14 protein-coding genes are annotated in these 19017 nt (G+C 59.6%); 5 read left to right on the top strand and 9 right to left on the bottom strand.

Annotated features, from left to right (window positions below; translation table 11 throughout):
• Together BT116_RS16335 and BT116_RS16340 are read right to left on the bottom strand one after the other, a co-directional pair.
• Nucleotides 1-1422, bottom strand: a complete 1422-nt coding sequence (locus tag BT116_RS16335; protein ID WP_063324556.1) for an amino acid permease — start codon at nucleotides 1420-1422, stop codon at nucleotides 1-3.
• A gap of 690 nt (nucleotides 1423-2112) precedes the next feature.
• The gene (locus BT116_RS16340) at nucleotides 2113-2571 is read right to left on the bottom strand and encodes an REP-associated tyrosine transposase (RefSeq protein WP_072345574.1); all 459 of its coding nucleotides are present in this window, start codon (nucleotides 2569-2571) and stop codon (nucleotides 2113-2115) included.
• 567 nt (nucleotides 2572-3138) lie between these two features.
• Here BT116_RS16340 and BT116_RS16345 point away from each other — a divergent pair.
• On the top strand, nucleotides 3139-6246 hold the full coding sequence (locus BT116_RS16345; RefSeq protein ID WP_072345576.1) for a transglycosylase domain-containing protein: 3108 nt from the start codon (nucleotides 3139-3141) through the stop codon (nucleotides 6244-6246).
• A gap of 202 nt (nucleotides 6247-6448) precedes the next feature.
• Here BT116_RS16345 and BT116_RS16350 read toward each other — a convergent pair whose 3' ends face one another.
• From BT116_RS16350 to BT116_RS16380, 7 genes are all read right to left on the bottom strand, one after another.
• Nucleotides 6449-7714, bottom strand: coding sequence for a hypothetical protein (locus tag BT116_RS16350; protein ID WP_256574481.1), 1266 nt, complete (start codon nucleotides 7712-7714; stop codon nucleotides 6449-6451).
• Nucleotides 7715-7806: 92 nt separating this feature from the next.
• Nucleotides 7807-9090, bottom strand: coding sequence for a hypothetical protein (locus BT116_RS16355; protein ID WP_371914355.1), 1284 nt, complete (start codon nucleotides 9088-9090; stop codon nucleotides 7807-7809).
• 105 nt (nucleotides 9091-9195) lie between these two features.
• The gene (locus BT116_RS16360; protein WP_371914356.1) at nucleotides 9196-10476 is read right to left on the bottom strand and encodes a hypothetical protein; all 1281 of its coding nucleotides are present in this window, start codon (nucleotides 10474-10476) and stop codon (nucleotides 9196-9198) included.
• Between the two features lie 19 nt (nucleotides 10477-10495).
• Nucleotides 10496-10978 (bottom strand): CS1 type fimbrial major subunit, encoded by a 483-nt coding sequence (locus BT116_RS16365; protein WP_063324553.1) that lies wholly within the window; start codon nucleotides 10976-10978, stop codon nucleotides 10496-10498.
• A 45-nt stretch (nucleotides 10979-11023) separates the two neighbouring features.
• Nucleotides 11024-11767, bottom strand: a complete 744-nt coding sequence (locus BT116_RS16370) for a fimbrial biogenesis chaperone (RefSeq protein WP_072345581.1) — start codon at nucleotides 11765-11767, stop codon at nucleotides 11024-11026.
• 73 nt (nucleotides 11768-11840) lie between these two features.
• Nucleotides 11841-14363 carry a TcfC E-set like domain-containing protein gene (locus BT116_RS16375; protein ID WP_072345583.1) on the bottom strand — a complete coding sequence of 841 codons (2523 nt, stop codon included), beginning with the start codon at nucleotides 14361-14363 and terminating at the stop codon, nucleotides 11841-11843.
• A gap of 127 nt (nucleotides 14364-14490) precedes the next feature.
• Nucleotides 14491-14985, bottom strand: a complete 495-nt coding sequence (locus BT116_RS16380) for a CS1 type fimbrial major subunit (protein ID WP_063324550.1) — start codon at nucleotides 14983-14985, stop codon at nucleotides 14491-14493.
• A 428-nt stretch (nucleotides 14986-15413) separates the two neighbouring features.
• Here BT116_RS16380 and BT116_RS16385 point away from each other — a divergent pair, with 428 nt between their 5' ends.
• The 4 genes from BT116_RS16385 (at nucleotide 15414) to purT (ending at nucleotide 18742) form a co-directional block, all read left to right on the top strand.
• A complete protein-coding gene (locus tag BT116_RS16385) occupies nucleotides 15414-15977 on the top strand; it encodes a PadR family transcriptional regulator (RefSeq protein ID WP_072345585.1) in 564 nt (187 codons plus the stop codon).
• Nucleotides 15974-16759 carry a siderophore-interacting protein gene (locus BT116_RS16390; RefSeq protein ID WP_072345587.1) on the top strand — a complete coding sequence of 262 codons (786 nt, stop codon included), beginning with the start codon at nucleotides 15974-15976 and terminating at the stop codon, nucleotides 16757-16759. Before BT116_RS16385 ends, BT116_RS16390 begins: the two co-directional genes overlap by 4 nt.
• Before the next feature lie 231 nt (nucleotides 16760-16990).
• Nucleotides 16991-17458 (top strand): preQ0 transporter, encoded by a 468-nt coding sequence (locus BT116_RS16395; protein WP_072345589.1) that lies wholly within the window; start codon nucleotides 16991-16993, stop codon nucleotides 17456-17458.
• 102 nt (nucleotides 17459-17560) lie between these two features.
• A complete protein-coding gene (purT, locus tag BT116_RS16400) occupies nucleotides 17561-18742 on the top strand; it encodes a formate-dependent phosphoribosylglycinamide formyltransferase (protein WP_063324546.1) in 1182 nt (393 codons plus the stop codon).
• Nucleotides 18743-19017: the final 275 nt, after the last annotated feature.

The raw sequence follows: 19017 nt of genomic DNA on the forward strand, positions 1-19017 counted from the left end.
TTACGACACTGACCGCACCGAGCCGTGGGTTTCGCCCGTCGGCTGCAACTTGAATACATAAAACAACACCGTCAACAACACCAGGAACGCCGGTCCGACATACAACGCCACCCGTGTATCAGGGAAGTACGCCATCAGCCCCACCACCAGCACCAAAAATGCCAACGCCAGGTACGAGCTGACCGGGTACAGCCACATCCGGTACTTCAAGGCCGCACGCTCCGAAGCACTCAAGCTTTTGCGGAATTTGAGCTGGGCCAGCAGGATCATTACCCAGGTCCAGATCGCGCCGAAGGTGGCGATGGAGGTCACCCAGACGAAGACCTTTTCCGGCACCAGGTAATTGAGCAGCACGCCCAGCAGCAACGCGGCGATGGACAACAGCAAGGCACGGCGCGGCACGCCGTTGGCCGAGGTGGTGGCAAAACCGGCCGGGGCCTGGCCATTCTGCGCCAGGCTGTAGAGCATCCGCCCGGTGCTGAAGATGCCGCCGTTACAGGACGACAGCGCGGCGGTGATCACCACGAAGTTGATGATGCCGGCAGCGGTCTTGATGCCCAGGCGCTCGAAGGTCATCACGAACGGGCTGCCCTGGGTGCCGATCTCGTTCCACGGGTAGATAGACAGGATCACGAACAGCGCGCCGACGTAGAACAGCAGGATCCGCCAGAACACCGAGCCGATGGCGTTGGGGATGGTTTTCTGTGGGTTCTTCGCCTCACCGGCGGTCAGGCCGATCATCTCCACGCCCAGGTAGGCGAACATCACCATTTGCAGGGACATCAGCACACCCTGCACGCCGTTGGGCATGAAACCGCCGTGGGTCCAGAGGTTGGAAATGCCCAAGGCCACGCCGTCGTTGCCGAACCCGAAGGCGATGATACCGACACCGCCGATGACCATGGCGATGATGGTGACGATCTTGATCAGGGCGAACCAGAATTCGAACTCACCGAAGGCCTTGACCGCGATCAGGTTGATCGACCCCATGCTGACCAAGGCGGCCAGGGCCCAGATCCAGCGGGGCACATCGGGGAACCAGATGCCCATGTACACCGCCACCGCGGTGATCTCCGCCACGCAGGTCACCAGCCACAGGAACCAGTAGTTCCAACCGGTCAGGAAGCCGGCCAGCGGGCCGAGGTAGTCCTGGGCATAGCGGCTGAACGAGCCGGCCACCGGGTTGTGCACGGCCATCTCGCCGAGGGCGCGCATGATCACCAGGATCGCCAGGCCGCCAATGATGTAGGACAGCATGATCGCCGGGCCGGCCATTTCAATGGCCTTGGCCGAGCCGAGGAACAGCCCGACACCGATGCAGGCGCCAAGCGCCATCAGGCGGATGTGCCGCTCACCGAGCTCACGTTTGAGCGGACCACCCTGAGCGGTCTCGCCATGGGGCAGATGATTGCCGACAGCCATAGGGATACAACCTCGTCTTGTTATTGGATTGACCACCGAGTCTCCAAAGCCGCAGGTCGATAAGCCTGCCACTTTGCCGAAACCGGTCTGTTTCGTGGACAGACCGTCCTGTGAACAGCGCCCTCAGGATCAGCGGGCCGTGCAGTATAAAAAGCCAGGGATAGAGAGATTCACTGTAAAACCGGGGAAATTCAGGGAGAAACCTCAGTAGAAACCGTGTTTCCGGAGATGCATTGTCTGGTATGACAGACACTTCCGAAAGCGCCGCCGAGTATTGCACAGGGAGGGTGCAGCGTCATGCCTGGGCGCGGGGCGATGGCTCTGGCACAAGGCTTTCAGGCATCGCAGCCCTGTAGTGAGGATTCCCCTGTGGCAAGGGGTTCACTTGTGGCAAGGGATACACCTGTGGCGAGGGGATTTATCCCCGCTGGGCTGCGCAGCAGCCCCCTACGGCATCCAGGTATGTCTGAAAGATCCAGTTGTCTGCATTGGGGTTGCTTCGCAACCCAACGGGGATAAATCCCCTCGCCACAGATAACCTCACCATCACAGATAACCTCACCATCACAGATAACCTCACCATCACAGATAACCTCACCATCACAGATAATCTCCCCCATCGCAGATTAAATCTTTATCAGACAAATCTCCTCACCACAGGGAATCCATGTTCCTCGGTCCAGAGGCGCTTCAAAGCCATGCAGTATCCCAGAGAGGGTAATCGCCAATACATTCCACCAGCCCAGCCCGTAGCGGATTATCAATGATGTAGTCGGCGAAGGGCCGCAGCTCTTCATTGTCACGAATCGCGCGATCATGGAAGCCGCTTTGCCAAAGCGGGCCAGAGGTTTTACTCATGTTATTGACGCGATGGGTGCATCGAGCTTTGGTGGCGCCGATGACAGGACTCAGATGGCCGTCGTGGAGTTGCAGCAACCAGTGAAAATGATCCGGCATCACCACCCAGGCTAAAGAGTTCACCAGACCAGAATCATGGGCGTATTTGAATTCTGTAACCAACAATCTTCCAACCTTCCAGTTGGAAAAAACAGGACGGCGCTGATGAGTAACGGCCGTCACCAGATAGGCGCGTCCCTGCTCCGAATAACGTCCTCGACGCAGGCGATGTGAATTGGGGCGTGGATGCATTCCTTACTTCCTTTAAGAGGGTTTGGATGCAGCGTAGCCATGCTGTTGGTTGATCGACGCTGAGAAGGTCGAGCGAATATTCCGAAGTGTTCGTAGTACTTGTGGCTAGGATATTTATCTGTGACAGGGGATGTGTCTGTGGCAGGAATGTATCTGTGACAAGACATTTATCTGTGCCAGGACATTTATCTGTGCCAGGACATTTATCTGTGCCAGGACATTTATCTGTGCCAGGACATTTATCTGTGGCGAGGGGATTTATCCCCGCTGGGCTGCGCAGCAGCCCCCAACTGCAACCCCGATATGCCTGGATAATCGCGTTGCCTGCATTGGGGCTGCTTCGCAGCCCAGCGGGGATAAATCCCCTCGCCACAGATAAATACCTCCTCACCCACAGATAAATACCTCCTCACCACAGATAAATCTCTCCTGGTCACAAAGGCCTTGCCACAAAGGGTTGCCACTGGCCATGACAGACCGCCACCCACAATTTCCCCTCCCCCCACGCCAACCACCGTCTAAGCTTCAAGCAAGTCCGATCAATCTGCGTGAATGGATCAGTCGACTATGGGCGCTTTGTGGCAAACCGATTCGAATGAACCTATGGTCCCGACTGAACGTATGGAAGAAGCGCCTTTACCTCAAAAAAAACGCCGCGCCCGGCATGGCTGGCGGGCGTTCTGGTTGTTGTTGCTGATTATCGTCGTGGTGGTCGGCTTGGCGGTGGCCAAGGAAATGCGCACCTCGCGCTTCCAGGCCCGGGAGATCAGCAAGTACGCCGCGTCGCTGAGCTATTCGGTGCAACCAGGGCCCAGCGATGCCATCATCTACCCGGGTGCAGGCCCGTTCGATCGGCGGTTGGGCTACAGCTCGCTGGGGGAATTTTTACCGCGGTTGCTCAAGCGCGACTACGTGATCCAGGCCCAGGCCCGTTTCTCACCGGCCTTGATGGATTACGTCGAAAAAGGCCTGTTCGTGCCCTACGCCGAAAAGATCCAGGCCGGGCTGACCATCACTGACTGCCGCGCCGCGCCGGTGTATCAGTTCAAGTATCCGCAGCAGTTGTACGCCAATTTCGATGCGATCCCACCGGTAGTGGTGCAAAGCCTGTTGTTCATCGAGAACCGTTTCCTGCTCGACCCCAAGCAGCCCTTGGCCAACCCGGCGGTAGACTGGCCGCGTTTCGCCATGGCGGCCTGGTCGCAAGTGGCCAAGCTGTTGAGCCTGCCAGGGCAATCCGCCGGCGGCAGCACGTTGGCGACGCAGTTGGAAAAATACCGTCACTCCCCCGAGGGCCTGACCGTGTCGGGCGGGGAGAAAATCCGCCAGATGATTTCCGCCAGCGTGCGGGCCTATCAGGCCGGCCCGCAAACCCTTGAGGCGCGGCAGCGGATCATCCGCGACTACCTCAACAGCGTACCGCTCTCGGCCGTGCCGGGGCACGGTGAAGTCCACGGCATGGCGGAGGGCTTGCGGGTTTGGTACGGCGCCGATTTCAAGCAGGCCAATGAACGCCTGTCCAGTGCCGCCAACGACCCCAAGAGCCTGGCGGAAAAAGGCCTGGCCCTGCGGGAAATGCTGTCGTTGATGATCGCCCAGCGCCGCCCGTCCCATTACCTGTCCAAGGGGCACGAAGAGCTGGCGCGCCTGACCGACAGCCATATCCGGCTGTTGGCGCAGAACGGCGTGATCGATGCGGCACTGTCGGAGGCGGCCCTGGCGAGCCAGGTCAGCTATCGCGACTGGGTCCAGGACCCGACCGTGCAACCCAACGAAACCAACAAAGGCATCAGCGCCGCCCGCAGTCGCCTCGCCACGCTGCTCAATCGCCCGCTGTACGACCTCGATCGCCTGGACCTCTCCGCCACCAGCACCTTGCAAAGCGACTTGCAGGCCCAGGCCACCGAGTACCTCAAGCGCTTGGCCGACCCGGCGTTCGCTGCCGAGATAGGCCTGATGGGCGAACGCTTGCTGACCCCCACCAGCACCACCCAGGTGCGCTACAGCTTCACCCTGCTGGAACTGACCCCCGACGGCTCGCGGGTACGGGTGCAAACCGACAGTACCGACCAACCCTTCGATATCAATGAAGGCAGCAAACTGGAACTGGGCTCCACCGCCAAGTTGCGAGTCCTCACCACGTACCTGCAAATCATTGCCGAGCTGCACGAGCGGTATGCCGAGCAGACCCCGGCGGCGTTGAAGAAGGCCGATATCGCCGAACAGGATCGCCTCTCGCGCTGGGCCGTCGACTATTTGATCCAGAACACCGACCGCAGCCTGCCGAAGATGCTGGAGGCGGCCCTGGACCGCACCTATTCCGCCAGCCCCGGCGAGGCGTTTTTCACCGGTGGCGGCCTGCACACCTTCCACAACTTCCGCAACGAGGACAACGGCCGCAACCCGACCCTGCGCGACGCCCTGCGCGAATCGATCAACCTGCCCTTTATTCGCCTGATGCGCGACCTGGTGCGCTACGCCACCTATGCCGGCCCCAATAACAGTTCCGAGCTGCTCAAGGACGATAAGGACCCGCGCCGCCAGGAATACCTGGCCCAGTTCGCCGACCGCGAAGGCACTTCGTTCCTGCTCAGGTTCTGGAAGAAGTATCAGAAAAAGGACACCAGCCAACGCCTGGAAACCTTCCTCGACGGCATGCGTCCCACGGCGATCCGCCTGGCGGCGGTGCACCGCTACTTCTTTCCCGGCGACAGCCAGGAAAGCTTCAACCTGTTCGTGCGCTCGCACCTCAAGTCGGTCAAGAACCCCGAGAAGCTCACCGACGAACGCCTGGAACGGCTCTACCAGAGCTACGGCCCCGGCGCCTATGACCTGCCGGACCAGGGTTTCATCGCCAAGGTCCATCCACTGGATTTATGGTTGATGGGCTACCTGCTGAATAACCCCGACGCCAAGTTCAGCCAGATCGTCAAGGCCAGCGAGTTCGAGCGTCAGGAGGTCTACAGCTGGCTGTTCAAGAGTCGGCACAAGAGCGCCCGCGACAGCCGTATCCGCACCATGCTGGAGATCGAAGCCTTCCTGGATATTCACCAGCGCTGGCAGAAAGTCGGCTACCCGTTCGATCACCTGGTGCCGTCGCTGGCCACCGCCATCGGCAGCTCCGGCGACCGCCCTGCCGCACTCGCCGAGCTGGTGGGTACCATCCTCAACGACGGCATCCGCCAACCGGCGCTGCGCGTCGACAGCCTGGACTTTGCCGTCAACACGCCCTACGAGACACGGCTGGTGAGCAACCCGGATAACGGCAAGCGCGTGATGCCAGTGGAAGTGGCCCGGGCCCTGCGCGGCGCGCTGTCCCAGGTGGTGGATGCCGGCACCGCGAAACGCGTGGCCGGCAGTTTCAAACTGGCCGACGGCACACCGCTGGCCATGGGCGGCAAGACCGGCACCGGCGACAACCGCATCGAAGCCATCGGCTCGGGTGGACGGGTGATCAGTTCCAAATCGATCAACCGCACCGCCACTTTTGTGTTCTACATCGGCGACAGCCATTTCGGCACCCTCACCGCCTTTGTCCCGGGGGCCTCGGCACAGAACTTCAAATTCACCTCGGCCTTGCCGGTGCAAGTGCTCAAGGGCATGGCGCCGTTTCTCTCGCCGTACTTGCAGCCGGGTAGCCATACCCAGTGCAAGCCGCTGGTGGCACGGCAATGAGTTACAGCAGTGTGGGGGCAGACACATGTGGCGAGGGAGCTTGCTCCCGCTGGGCTGCGTAGCAGCCCCCAACTGCAACCCCGGTATGCCTGGATAATCGAGTTGCCTGCATTGGGGCCGCTTCGCAGCCCAGCGGGAGCAAGCTCCCTCGCCACAGGGGTAGTGATCCGCCTGATGCGTCTGGGCTGCGATACGAAATAGCCTAGACCTCCGAATCCCAGATCACCGTCACATCGCCACTGTAATGCTTGGCCTCACCGGCCAGCATTTCCTCCACCTGGCTACGGCCCACTTCGAAATGCAGGGTGCCGGGCTTGCGGTCGACGTAGTGCCCCGGCTGGAACAACTCCGTCCCACTGCCGTCCCGATACAGCCGTCGGCGGTTGACCGGTTGGCCGGCGGCGTCCGTCAGGCCGTTGGGCAGGGTTACGCTGACATTCACCGGGACCATCTGGCCGGAACTGGGCGCCCAGAGCAGGCAGGTGTTGTTGGCCGCATCGGCGAACTGGCATTCCATGCGCATCTTGAAACGCGATGAAGCCGAGATATGGAAGGTCTGGTCACGAAACAACCGCGTCGGTTTTTGCCCCTGGTTCAGCCAGGCTTGCCAGCCGCCTTGGGGCTCGAGCACGACCTTGTTGCCGCCAGGAGGCACTTCGACTTTGAGGGTGTGTTCAACATCAAGTTTGAAATTGAGCGCGATTATTGAATCATTCGGGATCATCACATCGCCCATATCGAAGTCCTGCCCCGGACCAACACTATAAGTCAGTGAGCCCGTGTATTGGCCGGCCGACATCTTCAGCGGGTTGGGGGTACGCAGTTCATAGGCAAAATCCAGGTAACGGTAAGTCATACTGGGGATCAAGTAACGAGCTCTTTTGGCACATACACCCTCTACCGGGGTAGTCCAGAAAAAACCGTACCAATTAACGTGATATGGTGCATTACCGCCGAATCGACATGGCGAGGGCGCATTGACCCAACTAGAGCCCCATAACATGTTATGAGCCTTTAAAGCGTCAACACCTCCACCGACCAAGTCGGCTGCGTTAACAGGAAGTCGGTATTCCGAACCTATGCCGGACAAACGTATTTCAACGACTTCAGTTTCACCTGTACTTGCATGGGTTACTTGCAGCGAGCGCCAGCCAGCAGGCACTTTGAACATAGCACCTTGCCGAGCGTCCCCATGATTCGCCTCGATAGGAAGGGTCGAGCTGAAAGTGATAGGCAAGCGAATGCTGAACATCGTCTTACATTGATTTGGAAATGACGCGCAGTAACCCGTGGTCGGGGTGGTATTGCGAAATTTATTCTCTTGAGGCTTAGCTGGGTCCGGCCTGAAGACTGCAGTGATCTCCCGGGTCAGCGCATTGGCCGTCGGAATTGCTGTCAACAACAAGGCAAAAACCGTGGTTGCCCGACACAACAAAACACCGTGTTCGATAATGTTTGAACGACTCATAGTGACTCCAAATAAATTGCGACGGCGCGGTGGTATCGAAGGCCGGCCGTGTGGGACGAACTAACAGTCACCCGATATCCCTGTGGGGGCCACTAGACCTCCGAGTCCCAGATCACCGTCACATTGCCGCTGTAGTGCTTGGCCTCGCCGGCGAGCATTTCTTCCACCTGGCTACGGCCCACTTCGAAATGCAGCGTGCCCGGCTTGCGGTCGACGTAGTGCCCCGGCTGGAACAGTTCGGTACCACTGCCATCGAGATAGAGCCGGCGGCGATTGACGGGTTGGCCGGCGGCGTCCGTCAAGCCATTGGGCAGGCTCACGCTGACGTTCACCGGCACCAGTTGGCCGGAACTGGGCGCCCAGAGCAGGCAGGTGTTGTTGGCCGCATCGGCGAACTGGCATTCCATGCGCATCTTGAAACGCGATGAAGCCGAGATATGGAAGGTCTGGTCACGAAACAACCGCGTCGGTTTTTGCCCCTGGTTCAGCCAGGCTTGCCAGCCGCCTTGGGGCTCGAGCACGACCTTATTGCCGCCAGGAGGCACTTCGACTTTGAGGGTGTGTTGGACGTCGAGATTGAAATTGAGCGTGATAGCCGAATCGTTGGGGATCATCACATCACCCATGTCAATGTCCTGTCCCGGACCAACGCTATAGGTCAGCGACCCGGTGTATTGGCCGGACGACATCTTCAATGGGTTGGGTGTGCGCAGTTCGTAAGCAAAGTCCAGATAGCTGTAATTCATGCTGCCGAGAGGGATCAGGTAATTGGCCTTTTTTGCACATACGCCCTCCGTTGGCGTCTTCCAGAAAAAGCCATACCCCCTTTCGTTAGCCAATCCAACCCCGCTGTATCGACATGGCGAGGGCGCATATACCCAATCAAGGCCAGTCCATAACATTTGGTGGGCCCTTAAAACACTCACGCCTCCACCAACCAATTGGATCACAGTGCTATTGGGGAACGATTGTCTCGACCCAAAGCCGGCCCAGCGCACTTCAACGACTTCTATTTCGCCCGTCGCTGTATGGGTAACTTGTACTGGGCGCCAATTGGCAGGCACTTTAAACATCGCACCTTGCCGAGGATTTGCATGACCCGCCTCGATATCGCTGGTCCCATTGGCAGTAAGTGGCAATCGAATGCTGAACATACCGCTGATTTCACACTCCCGCGGGAGCGTGGCGCAGTACCCACTCACCGGCGTGGTATTGGTGAATTTGTTCTCTGTGGGTTTCGCAGGATCAGGCCGAAAACGAGCGCTGATTTCCTGGGTCAGGGCATTGGCCGTCGGCATGCCCGCAAGCAACAAGGCAAAAACCGTGACAGCCCTGCATAACGAAAGTCCGCGTCCGAGGGTGTTTGAATGACTCATAGTTACTCCAAATAAACTGCGACGGCGCGGTGGTATCGAAGGCCGGCCGTGGGTGGTGATCCAGCAAATCACCACATTCCCCTGTGGGATATGGGTGGTAAGCCGCTAGACCTCCGAATCCCAGATCACCGTGACATTGCCGCTGTAGTGCTTAGCGTCTCCCGCCAGCATTTCCTCCACCTGGCTACGGCCCACTTCGAAATGCAGCGTGCCCGGCTTGCGGTCGACGTAGTGCCCCGGCTGGAACAGTTCGGTACCACTGCCATCGAGATAGAGCCGGCGGCGATTGACGGGTTGGCCGGCAGCGTCCGTCAGGCCGTTGGGGAGGGTCACGCTGATGTCCACCGGTATCAAATAACCGGTGCTGGGTGCCCACAGCAGGCAGGTGTTGTCGCCGGCATCAGCGAACTGGCACTCCAGGCGCATCTTGAAACGCGACGAAGCCCAGAGATGGAAGGTCTGGTCACGGAACAAGCGCGTCGGCTTTTGTCCTTGGTTCAACCAGGCCTGCCAGCCGCCTTGGGGTTCGAGTACGACTTTGTTGCCGCCAGGAGGCACTTCGACTTTGAGCGTGTGTTGGACTTCGAGATTGAAATTGAGCGTCAGCAATGAATCGTTCGGCAACATGACATCGCCCATGTCAATGTCCTGCCCCGGCCCGACGGTATAGTTCAACGACCCCGTGTAGTGACCGGTCGACATTTTCAAAGGGTTAGGAGTACGCAATTCGTAGGCAAGGTCCATGTATACAACTTGGAGCCCCGGAATCAGGTATTTTGCCTGCTTCGCGCACGCAACATCTTGATGCGGCGCCAGCCAGAAAAAATAGAAACCGTTAAAGCCAGAGTGGGCTTCAACAGGAGTAGCTCTACACGGCTGGGGAGGCCTACTCCAATTACCACCCGCCCATAGCTTTCGGTGGGCCTCAAAGAGGCTCACTCCTCCCCCAACCAAGTCCATGGCACTCTCACTGAGTCGATACATCCCGCCCAAGCCGGCAATTCGTACTGAAACCTCTTCACTTTCACCCGTGGACGAATTAATGACCTGCATCGTCCGCCAATTGCCGGGAATTATGAACATGGCGCCTTGCCGGTTATCTGGGTGATTGGCCTGAATGGCACTGGACGAGGCAAAAGTAAGGGGAATGGTAAGACTGAATATATCCGCAGCCGCACAGTGTGCTGGCCAGTGATTACAAAATCCCGTAACCGGCGTGGTATTGACGAATTTGTTGTCCATGGGCTTCGCGGGATCAGGCCGAAAAACCGCGCTGATTTCCCTGGTAGCAGCATCGGCCGTCGCCAAACCTGCAAACAACCAGGCAAGCACCATGATCGCGCGGTACATCGAAACACCCCGTTTTAAGATTGCCGGATGACTCATATAAACCCGCTCCAATGAACTACGGCGCAATGGCATCAAACACCATGTGCACGGTGCCGAAGTAATCCCCTGGCGCATACTCCTCAGCCGTCTTGACGGCGATGATTTCCAACCCCACGCGCCGACCCGGCCGAGCCTCGGCGGCCGAGACTACCTGGGCCGAATCCAACGTCAGTTGGACGTTGTTGAACCGCACCTGCAGGTCAATGCGCTCCCGGCCATTGGACAGGTATGCCTCTTCGCCCAGGCGGGCACCAATGGCCCCGTTGATGTTCTTCACTTCGTAATTCGCCCGCAGCGGAAGCAGTCCCGAGGTCAAGGTGCTGAACAGCATCGGCTGTTCGCGCTCGACCAGTTGCGGGTCAACCGGCAACACATGGAATTCGGTGGTCGGGATGGTGACGAAGAGTTCGAACGTTTCCCGCTCCACCGCCCCCCACGCCGCAAGACTCGGCAGCGCCAGGGTGGTGAAGATCAGGGTGTGCAGCGATGTCTTGAACATGATGATTACCTGTGGCGTCAACGGCGATTCAGCGACGGCGCGCCGTCAGCCTTTGATCTCGATGGCTTTCTCGTCGCGGCCTTCGACCAGGTTGAAGCGATACTCACGGCCGGGCTCCTTGTCGAACGAAAAGGAGCGCCCAACCATGACGTGATGCTTCATGGTCGGCCGGCAATCGTTGTCTTTCTTCGCCGCACAGTCCTTGAATTCGTCGATCACCACCACGCTGTTGCCGTTATTGCGCAGCACATAACGGTTGGCGCTGTTATCGATGACCGTGTCGAAGCGGGTTTCCTTGGGCCGCACGAAAAACACCGTGCCAAAACCAGCCAGCACCTTGACCCCAGCCGCGATGCGCTCCTTCTTGTACTCCTCGCGCTCCTCGGCGCTGACCGCAAATTCGTCCTCGGCCTCTGGCACCACCGGTACGAAGCGAACCCGGAAGTAGCGTTCCTTGCTGCGCTCACCCATGAACAGCAGACGCGTCCCCTGCATACCGTTGGCCGGAACGATCATCCGCGCCGGGCTCGCCATCAGGCCGTTCTTGGCGAGCGCGCCTTCCTGATCTTGCAGCGCCACCTCCTGATAGCTGCCATCCTCGTTGTAGAGGATCTCCAGGATGTCGACCTTGACGAACGCGGTGGACGTCCCGCCGTTGAACACCCGCTTCATGTAGGTGCTCTTGTCGCCGTCGAGGTAGTCGTAGACCACCCCGACATTAATCTGCGGCCCGGCCTGGGCCACCGTGGAAACCAACGCCAAACCACACAGAGCCAAAAAACGCTTCATAACCAAAACCTCATCTATCGAAGGCGGCCGATGGCGACCGCTTCACGCAACACTGTTGTTAAAACCGTCAGGCTCAACCCGCCGCCTCGAGCTGATTGCCGTTGCCGGCCAGGGTGTCCGGCGTGCAGCGCAAATCACCGATCATCAACACATCGCCCTCGCTGCTGGCGTTGTCCGGGTCAAGGCGGAACTGGCAGAGCAAGTCGTTGCCGTAGCGCACCTCCAGCGTCGGCGAGCTGGCGTTCATTTCCATGGAGAAGAACCCGTCCACCTCGCTGACCCCACGGCTGGCGTGGTTGATCACGTGATGGCCCTTGAGCGGCTGGCCCTGCCCGTCCAGCAGGCGGCCGAGCACGGTCACGCTGCGCATGACGCTGACCTTGCGGTAGTCCACGCCGCCCTTGTTCAGGTGATAGCGGGTACGCGCCGGTTGGATGTTGGCCGCTGGCGGATGAAGACCGTCGAAGTCGAAGGTGACCAGACTGTTCTGGTAGGCCGTGATGGGCACGAAGTTGCGACCCGGGCGCAACGTGGTGTTACCGCCTGTGAGGTCGTCGGCGAGCAGGACGATGTCGTCCAGGTCAGTTTCCACGTCGACGATCATCCCCGCGCCGCCATTCTGCGGCAGGCCGGTGAAGGCGACTTTCCGGCCGCCCACGGCCACCGTACTGCTCAGGTTCAAGCCCCCGGTGAGGTTGCCGTTGTAGGAAGAACGCTGGACGAAACCGTCGCCATACAACGAATCGGTTTCGAAACTGGCCAGGCCCGACAACCCCATGCCGTAGGTGTCCGTCAGGGCCGTGGCGGACACGCTTTGCAGCACGTGGTCCTGCAGGTCCCGACGATAGGTCAGCGAAGCATTGTTGTCTCGGTCACCGTCCCGCGAGGTGCGGGTGCCGATGCTGCCCGACCAATACTCCCCCGGCCCGCCCAGGGCGACGCTGACGCTCAGGTCCAAGCCGCGATTACGCCGATCGGCGGTGCTCGAGGTGCCCGGGCGATCGAATACCGACAGCCGCCAGTTGGCATCGCTGCTGCCCAGCTTGCCGCGCTGGGTCCAACCCAGGTCCAGGCCGGCGCCCTCGACGTTGCCTTCGCTGTAGAACAGCCGCCCATTGACCGACGATTTGTTGCTCAACCGGTGGTTGACCGCCAGCGACGAGTTACTGGTCTGGCCGACGAACACGTTGCGCTGGCGGACTCGGGTGCCGTCCGGCAGGACTTCGTAGGTGTTGCGAGTGTCCAGCCAACTGCGGTTATGGCTGGCTACCACACTGCCCAGCCCATAACTGTACAGCGCTTGCAAGTCCATGCCGGTGCCGTATTGCTCGGTCTGGTAGACGTTGGCAAAGAGGCTGGTGTTGTTAGCCAGCGTCCAGTCCACCGAGGTGCCGTATTGCAGTTTGTCCTGCACCTGGCGCGTGGAAAGTCCCAGTACCACCCGTGGATGCAGCAGGTAATTAAGGCCAACCCCGGCGGTCATGAAGCCCGACGGCTGATCGTCCCAGTTGCTCAGCAACTTGCTTTCCCGCCCGGCGAACAGGTTGTAGCGCCAGCGATCGTCGGCGCTGCGCCAATTGTTGGGTTTGTAGACCAGTTCCTGAGTGGTGGCGGTGGTCTGTCCGTCCTCGATCAGCCGCACCTCCACTTCATAGATACCGCCAGGCAATGGCCGGGTGTCCAGGCTCTGCAAACCGGCGCTGACGGCCTGGGTGTTGATCAGCAGGCCGTTGCGGTATATCTCCACCGCAGCCTGACGGCTGGCGGTGACATAAATCGGATAGACACTGGGCTTGGGATTGTTGATGACCAGGCTGTCGGAACTGCCGTACATCACACCCACTGCGGTGTCCGGGTTGGCGCCGAACGAACGGATCTGCCGGTTCAGGCCATCGGAACCCGGCATGAAATAACCCAGGCGAAAAAAGCTGTCTTCCATTTCACGTTGGGTGAAGAGTTCATGGACCGCGTGATAGAGCTTGTCGTCCGGGCCACCCAGGCGCGAAAGCTGCAAGTCGAACGACTGGGTCCAGTTGCCCAGGCTGGAACTGGCGTTAAGGCCATAACGCCCGCCGGTGTCCTGCTCCTGGCCACCGTTGAGATTGAGTTGGTTATTGAAGATCAGGCCAAGGCTGCCCTCTTCTGGCTGGTCGTAAAAACGCTTCTCTGCACCGCCGCGTTCCACATTCTGAGTGAGGATCGACACCAGCGAATGTTCGAGGCTGTAATGCACCGCCAGGAGTCCCGACGTGCATCGGGTTTCGCAAGCCCCCAAGGGGCGCCCTTCTTTGAGCAGTTGTTCCCATTGCCCGCGATCGACAGCCGAGACCGGGCTGTCCTGGGTGTCGGTGAATTCAAGCAAGGTGATGCGATCATCCCGCGTCAACACCACCATGGCTTCGCCGAGGTACTGTTGATCGAGTTCTACACGAACCGCCAGAGGCACATCGAAAAAGTGGGCTTCAAACTCTTCCGGCAACCCCTTGGCCTGAGACAACAGACTTCTGGGCGTTGTACCGGGGGCAGTCGGCGCAGCCAATGCGCTCGCGCACAGCAATAGCGCGAGGGCACCCGCGATGGGTGTCATCGGAAACATCAACGGATTCTCATAATCAACGAACGATCAGGGCGTTTTCAGGTGCGGGCCGCCCGGCTAGGGAGCGCTGGACGGCCTGCAGCAATGCCCGTGCAATGAGGTGAAACTCATCGGGCATCGAACGGCATCACGGAGTAACGCGTGGCACCGCGTCGAAGATCACGGTGAAGTCAGCCGCGTATTGGCCCACTTGGGTATCGGTAGGGTTGGTCGAGGCCCTGATGAGCATGTCGGCCTGGGTGCCCGGAGTAGAGGCAGCATCGGTCACCACTTCCTGAGGGAACTCGGTAAGGGTGACATTGTTGAACTGAGTCAGCAGCGGAATGGCATCCGAACCGTTGGTCAGCGAAGGCTGGCCGCCCAAGATGTAAGCGTGAACCGAACCGTCGGTGTTCTTCACGTCATAGGTCTGGCGCAAAGAGCTCAGGGTATTGGTCACAGGGTTGTAGTTCATGACCTCATCCTTACCGAAGTCCGGATTACGCGGCAGTACATGGAACTGCTTGGTAGGAATGGTCGCGGTGATATGGATCGAGGAGCGCGCATCATCAGCGGCGAACGCCGCCGAAGAACCCAGGGCAGCAGCGACCAGAGCAGTACCGGATACGAATTGTTTGAGCATGTTGTTAACACCTGTTCTTGACATAAAGAGAAGGGTTGAAAGTTGCAGGCCAATAACCGCTTGGCCTGCCCCCTTCAACGCCGGGGCATGATCGGCTCTCTTTAATCAAAAATAAGCAGGCACTTTCCCATAAGCATGTAGTACTTCGTGCATATAGCACGAAGAAAAAGAAGCCATTTCTTATAAAGTTGAAGTTTGGCTGTCAGAAACAACCCACATTGCCAGCCTACACGCTACTCAATCATTACAAATGTATGCAGCCCGTATGCTTGTCACCCCGGGTCTAGAGCTTTCATGTAAGGTTTTTTCCGAACCCAAGTAAGACCTTGCGAATAAAAATACATCTTAGTTCCAGAAACTTATCAAAGATATATCTTTAAATAAAGATATATCTAAGTTTTATCTTATGCAGAATGGAGAGCGCGCATATGACAGTCACTTATTCCCTTCCCAAGAACGATGGACTTGAACAACCCACGGCAGTCCGTGAGCGTGGCAGCCGGGGTCCACGGGTCTTCGCCTCCGGCGATCTGAAGCTGCTGTTGCTGGCGCTGATTGCCGAACAGCCTTGCCATGGCTATGACCTGATCCGTCGGATCGAAAATATGTTCGACGGCGCCTACAGCCCCAGCCCCGGGGTGATCTACCCGACCCTGACCTTCCTGGAAATGAGCACGATGGTGACCTGCGGCGTCGAGGACGGGAAAAAATGCTACAGAGTGACCGACGCCGGACGTCTATCCCTTGAGGAGCAAGCCGTGGCGCTGGATGAGGTAAGGATGCGTATTGAAGCCAGCAAACGCGCCCTGCGCGGACAGGACCGCCCCGCACAAATCCATGAAGCGGTGTATAACCTGCGGCATGCGCTGCACAAGCACCCCGGGCATTGGACCCCGGAGGAGATCAAGCGGGTAAGCGACTTGCTCAACGACACCGCCAAAGCCATCATCGACGGCCTCGACCGTCCACCCGTTTCGGAGTCAACGCCATGACTGCAGTCGATCCAAACACCATTCACCGTGTCAATCACGAGGTCAAACGCCGTCGCCTGGAAGTCTTGCGGGTGCAGGACCTAACCCCGCGCATGCGCCGTATCACCGTCGGCGGACCGGAACTGGCCGGGTTCGTCAGCCTGGGCACGGATGATCACGTCAAGCTGTTTTTCCCGCAGAACGCTGAGGAACGGGCGGCGCTGGAAAGCCTCAACCTCAGCGCCGGCAAGGCCCAGGGCGCGCTGCCGCAAATGCGCGACTACACCCCGCGCCGCTATGACCTGGACACCCTGGAGATGGATATCGATTTCGTGCTCCACGGCGACGGCCCTGCCTCGACCTGGGCGTCCCAGGCAACGCCCGGGCAATACCTCGACATCGGTGGGCCACGGGGTTCGATGATCGTGCCGGACATCTTCGATAGCTACCTGCTGATCGGCGACGAAACCGCCCTCCCCGCCATCGCCCGCCGCCTCGAAGGCCTGGCGCCGAACCGGCGTGCCCTGGTGGTGGTGGAAGTGGAAAACGGCGCCGAGCAGCAGGTCCTCCAGAGCCCGGCGCAGGTGCATGTGATCTGGGTGCTGCGCGAAGGTCGCCAGGATAACTTGCTGACCACCGTGCAGCAGTTGGATATGCCCGGTGGCAAGCTCTACGCCTGGGTCGCCACCGAGAGCAAGGTGTCGCGGCAGATTCGCAAGGTGTTGCTGGACGAGAAAGGGTTGGATCAGGATTTCGTGAAGGCTGTAGGGTATTGGAAGGCGGAGGGGAGTGAAGAGGAATGAGCTATTGGCGGCGGCTAAACTACCCATTGAGCGACACAGAACTCCGTGGCGAGGGAGCTTGCTCCCGCTGGGCTGCGCAGCAGCCCCCCCTCTCAAAGACCACTCAATTAACCTGATCCACCGGGTTGCCTGGTTTGGGGCCGCTTCGCGCCCCAGCGGGAGCAAGCTCCCTCGCCACGGGGAATATCGCTATCCTTCAATATTTGGCACGACATTTCACCAGGTACCCCCATGCTCTTCCTGATCGCCTACATCGCCAGCGTCGTGCTGATCAACTTCGCGTTTTCCGCCGCGCCACACCTGGACATCATCTGGTCGGCCTGGGGCGGGCTGGTGTTTATCCTGCGGGACATGGTGCAGACCCGTTTCGGCCATGGTGCTATCGCGGCGATGCTGGTGGCTCTGGTGTTGTCCTATGTCACCTCGGATCCGACCATCGCCCTGGCCAGTGCCACGGCGTTTGCCGTGTCGGAGTGCATCGACTGGCTGGTGTTCACGATCACCAAACGCCCATTGCATGATCGGCTGTGGATCAGTTCGGCCCTGAGCATTCCATTGGACACGTTCATTTTCTTCGGTCTGATCGACGCCCTGACGCCTGCCGTGGTGATCACCGCCCTGCTCTCGAAATTCGCCGGGGTCACGGCTGTCTGGCTGATCATGGCCTGGCGTTTGCGCAAGCAAACCGTCACCACCTGAAGCCAAACCCCGCAGTTCATGTAAAATGCCGCGTTTTCTCCCCCACGGGAAGCTCGCCCGGCGTGCAACCCTCGACGACCGCTCCTGTTTGAGGACCTTCAGATGACCCGTATCGGAACTCCCTTGTCGCCCACCGCGACCCGCGTTTTGTTGTGTGGCAGCGGCGAGCTGGGCAAGGAAGTGGTAATCGAGCTGCAGCGCCTGGGCGTTGAAGTGATCGCCGTGGATCGCTACGCCAACGCGCCGGCCATGCAAGTGGCCCACCGCAGCCATGTGATCAACATGCTCGACGGCGCCGCCCTGCGGGCGGTGATCGAGGCCGAGAAGCCGCATTTCATCGTGCCGGAAATCGAAGCCATCGCCACTGCCACCCTGGTGGAACTGGAAGCCGAAGGCTTCACCGTGATCCCCACCGCCCGCGCCGCGCAGTTGACCATGAACCGCGAAGGCATCCGTCGCCTGGCCGCCGAAGAACTGGGCCTGCCGACCTCGCCGTATTTCTTCGCCGACACCGTGGAAGACTACCGCAAGGCCGTCGAAACCCTGGGCTTCCCGTGTGTGGTCAAGCCGGTGATGAGTTCCTCGGGCAAGGGGCAGAGTCTGCTGCGCAGTGCCGACGACGTGCAGAAAGCCTGGGACTATGCCCAGGAAGGCGGCCGTGCCGGCAAGGGCCGGGTGATCATCGAAGGCTTCATCGACTTCGACTACGAAATCACCTTGCTGACCGTGCGTCATGTCGGCGGTACCACGTTCTGTGCACCGGTCGGTCACCGTCAGGAGAAAGGCGACTACCAGGAGTCCTGGCAGCCGCAAGCCATGAGCCCGGTGGCCCTGGCTGAATCCGAGCGCGTCGCCAAGGCAGTGACCGAGGCCCTGGGTGGTCGCGGCCTGTTTGGCGTCGAGCTGTTCATCAAGGGTGACCAGGTGTGGTTCAGCGAAGTCTCGCCACGTCCGCACGACACAGGCCTGGTGACGCTGATTTCCCAGGACTTGTCGCAATTCGCCCTGCACGCCCGCGCCATTCTCGGCCTGCCGATTCCGTTGATCCGCCAGTTCGGCCCATCGGCTTCGGCGGTGATCCTGGTGGAAGGCCAGTCGACCCAGACCGCTTTCGCCAACCTCGGCGCCGCCCTGAGCGAGCCGGACACCGCCCTACGCCTGTTCGGCAAGCCGGAAGTCAACGGCCAGCGCCGCCTGGGCGTGGCCCTGGCCCGCGACGAATCCATCGAAGCGGCCCGCGCCAAGGCGACCCGAGCTTCGCAAGCCGTCAAGATCGAGTTGTAAAACCCGGGGCAAAATACAGCCCCCTGTGGAAAGTGGATTTATCTGAGGTAAGGGGGTTTGCCTGAGGTAAGGGGATTTATCTGTGGCGAGGGGATTTATCCCCGCTGGGCTGCGCAGCAGCCCCCCAAAGCAGTCCCCTCAATGTCTCTGATCCACCGAGTTGTCTGGTTTTAGGGCTGCTGCGCAGCCCAGCGGGGATAAATCCCCTCGCCACAAAAAGCCGGAGTGCAACCTCAACCTGAGTGAAATTGGCCAAAAAAAAAAAAGGCGACACC

This window comes from Pseudomonas sp. NFACC16-2, from assembly GCF_900119205.1.
Lineage (GTDB): Bacteria > Pseudomonadota > Gammaproteobacteria > Pseudomonadales > Pseudomonadaceae > Aquipseudomonas > Aquipseudomonas fluorescens_Q.

Coding starts and splice junctions, on each gene's coding strand:
- BT116_RS16335 (WP_063324556.1), bottom strand. CDS start 1,422: ATGGCTGTCGGCAATCATCTGCCCCATGGCGAGACCGCTCAGGGTGGT.
- BT116_RS16340 (WP_072345574.1), bottom strand. CDS start 2,571: ATGCATCCACGCCCCAATTCACATCGCCTGCGTCGAGGACGTTATTCG.
- BT116_RS16345 (WP_072345576.1), top strand. CDS start 3,139: ATGGGCGCTTTGTGGCAAACCGATTCGAATGAACCTATGGTCCCGACT.
- BT116_RS16350 (WP_256574481.1), bottom strand. CDS start 7,714: ATGAGTCGTTCAAACATTATCGAACACGGTGTTTTGTTGTGTCGGGCA.
- BT116_RS16355 (WP_371914355.1), bottom strand. CDS start 9,090: ATGAGTCATTCAAACACCCTCGGACGCGGACTTTCGTTATGCAGGGCT.
- BT116_RS16360 (WP_371914356.1), bottom strand. CDS start 10,476: ATGAGTCATCCGGCAATCTTAAAACGGGGTGTTTCGATGTACCGCGCG.
- BT116_RS16365 (WP_063324553.1), bottom strand. CDS start 10,978: ATGTTCAAGACATCGCTGCACACCCTGATCTTCACCACCCTGGCGCTG.
- BT116_RS16370 (WP_072345581.1), bottom strand. CDS start 11,767: ATGAAGCGTTTTTTGGCTCTGTGTGGTTTGGCGTTGGTTTCCACGGTG.
- BT116_RS16375 (WP_072345583.1), bottom strand. CDS start 14,363: ATGTTTCCGATGACACCCATCGCGGGTGCCCTCGCGCTATTGCTGTGC.
- BT116_RS16380 (WP_063324550.1), bottom strand. CDS start 14,985: ATGCTCAAACAATTCGTATCCGGTACTGCTCTGGTCGCTGCTGCCCTG.
- BT116_RS16385 (WP_072345585.1), top strand. CDS start 15,414: ATGACAGTCACTTATTCCCTTCCCAAGAACGATGGACTTGAACAACCC.
- BT116_RS16390 (WP_072345587.1), top strand. CDS start 15,974: ATGACTGCAGTCGATCCAAACACCATTCACCGTGTCAATCACGAGGTC.
- BT116_RS16395 (WP_072345589.1), top strand. CDS start 16,991: ATGCTCTTCCTGATCGCCTACATCGCCAGCGTCGTGCTGATCAACTTC.
- purT (WP_063324546.1), top strand. CDS start 17,561: ATGACCCGTATCGGAACTCCCTTGTCGCCCACCGCGACCCGCGTTTTG.